General features: G+C 58.5%; 1 protein-coding gene. It reads right to left on the bottom strand.

Annotated features, from left to right (window positions below; all coding sequences use genetic code 11):
• Positions 1 to 343: 343 nt before the first annotated feature.
• Positions 344 to 1,966, bottom strand: a complete 1,623-nt coding sequence (locus CA85_RS24585; protein ID WP_246113118.1) for a sialidase family protein — start codon at positions 1,964 to 1,966, stop codon at positions 344 to 346.
• Between the last annotated feature and the right edge of the window lie 665 nt (positions 1,967 to 2,631).

Genomic DNA, 2,631 nt, shown 5'->3' with positions numbered 1-2,631 from the left:
GAATCATCGACGGCATCCTTGCTTGTGTTGAGATTTTTGTGAAGAAAAACCACGATGCAACAAGGATGCCGTTCTTCGCTAGCTCAAAATTGTTTCACGCCAGATTCGCCCTAAGTCCACGCCATTCGAGCCGAGCTCTGCAGAGGTGCTGGCTTGGCAAGGGATATCTCGGTCGCACATGAGCCGAAAGGTGACTTCGGCTGGCGGCGGACGCGTCCGCCGGCAGCATTTATTCGGTGACGGCATCGCTCATTTCGGACGCCACCGCCATGCCTCTAGAATCCAACACGCTCGAGTTACCCACGACAAACCCGGATGGACCCAAAAAAACATCCATCCACAATCATTCATGCTTGCGTCGGATGAGCTCATCTTCCGCTGTTGGTTCTGGAATCTCCAACACCATGACTGCCGTGTCAGGAGCCTCCCCCGAATAGAACGAGACGTAGTGGGCGGCCCCGATCACCGTGGCGTTCACGTTGCCTGAATCCCAGGTGATCGGACTACCGATGGTGACCGCCTCCGAAGCGGGCCAATGCAGCGGATTGTCGAAGACGACGTCCGGGTCAACGACTCGGCGCCGCAGCACGCCCCGCCCCCGTTCGTAGTAATAGTTGCTCAGTAAACCCGTTTCAGCGTCGAGAATCAGGCTGGGTGTTGAGGCCATGATGTCGCCGATGTTGGTTTGTTTTCGCGTCCAAGTGACACCGTTGTCCGTGGACACCAACTGGAACTGAGCCGGCCCGCTCTCCGTTCTCGCAACGGCAAGGATCTTCCCATCGCCGAGGTAGACAGCGGCGGGTTCGGTGGGCCAGTCCGCTTTCATCAGCCCAGACTCGACGGGAGTCTGTGTCCACGTGGCACCGTCGTCACTGCTCGTCATCACACCCCACGAGTGAACCGCTTCGTCACTATAATTTCCCGCAAACCACAAGGCGATCAACCCCACCTCGGGGACGGCGAAAACGTCGGTAATCTGCATCGGCGGAACGGCGAGTTCGGGCGACGCGATACGCGTGAACGTCACCCCATCGGTGGTGCGGTAGAGGTCGTGCATCCGCTGCTTTCCCACTCGCCGTACCCAGAGCAGCATCGCGCCCGTGGAATCAAGGCCCTTCCCGACGGTGACCTCGCCGTAGCCTGGCGTGTTGGCGACGACCGTCTCGGCGGTCCACGTTTTTCCGCCGTCAGTGGAAGTACGCGCATAGACAGCCCGGGCATCTTCTCCAATCGAATGCTTCGAGCCACGGCTGTAGGTGCACACCAGCTTCTCACCAATCGCCTGCGTCATCGGCCACGAGTTGTACCCACTCACGTCCTGCACGACGTGAGCTTCTGGTGGAGCATTCAACGGGGTCACCTTGACGACCGCCAATCCAGTGGGCCGGGTAAACGTGTCACCCGGCAGGCCAGGCTCACGCTGGATCCGCACTGTCAGCGGCGCGTTGGGAACCACTTCGTAGTACGACTCCAAAACGATCGTGCGAGAATGAAGCGGGCCAGCGGATAGCGGAGTTCGCACGGGCTTGCCCAACGCGTACCGCGCGGTGAACGGAGCATCTTCGACTAGCTGCGATAGATGAACCCGATAAACGTCCTCCAAGTCCGGGCTGGTCTGCACATCGGTAGATGTCACCACAATCTCGACCTTCACCGCGACACAGTCGTGGGGCAGGCCGTTGACAATCCCAGCAACCGATTGCCCCACAGTGCCACCGGATAGAGACCACACGGGCACGTGAGTGGAGCCACGCGACATCATCACGAGCGACGGTTTCCCCGTCGCAATCAACATCTCATTGGCCGTCAGGTAGAGCGGAGACGCGTCCCATCGGTCAGCAACGGACTCTCCACTCGTCCGCGTCGCTTGCGCAATAGCGGGAACAGCACTTTGGCCGGACAAAATGAGCACGGCCAGGATCAGGGTGACTCGCGATAAGCGAACGGGTGCAGGCAAGGATTTCATGGCAAGAGACCGGAGGGTAACGCGGCGTGAATCGCCGTCATCGAATGTGACGCATTCCACGGCGGAGCGAACAGGTGGGATGGGGCGGGACCTATCCACCGCGATATCGCGTCAGTCGGATAGGTAACAAGTTGAACGGTATCGCGACACCGAGCGGTGCAACACGCGGAACCAGGACGAACAATGTGTCGAAGCGATTCTAGCAGATAGAAACGTGGTGAGCATTCTTGTTGGTGTGTCTGCACGACCAGTCGGATAGCAGAATGTTTCGATAGCCCCAACGGGAAACGCTGTGAAGCATGCTTCAGTGATATTCAGATGCCTGCGGGCGGGGACGCCCACAGGCGTCAACAGCTCGTTTTCGCAAGAAAAACATTCTTCACAGCGTCACCCGTCGGGGCGACGGTATGGAAGCATAGGGCGATGCCCTGTCAGTTACCCACAGGTATCCCGTTAGGGATTGTCCAAAATAGCCGTAGGTCAGCGCAGCGCCACTTCATAGGCATCAAGTTAAGCAGTACTCGAGGAGGTCTGGGTTGGCGAGCAACTCAATTGTTCCTGGTTTTGCCTTGCGTTTGGTTCTTTGGCAACGACGTCGGACGCGGGAGATGAGCCGATTGAAAAAATCCACCAGTTGAGCACTCGATGTGTTGAGGTGACTGGCG

This window comes from Allorhodopirellula solitaria (assembly GCF_007859855.1).
GTDB lineage: Bacteria > Planctomycetota > Planctomycetia > Pirellulales > Pirellulaceae > Rhodopirellula > Rhodopirellula solitaria.
This window is presented reverse-complemented; position numbering and strand designations above follow the sequence as displayed.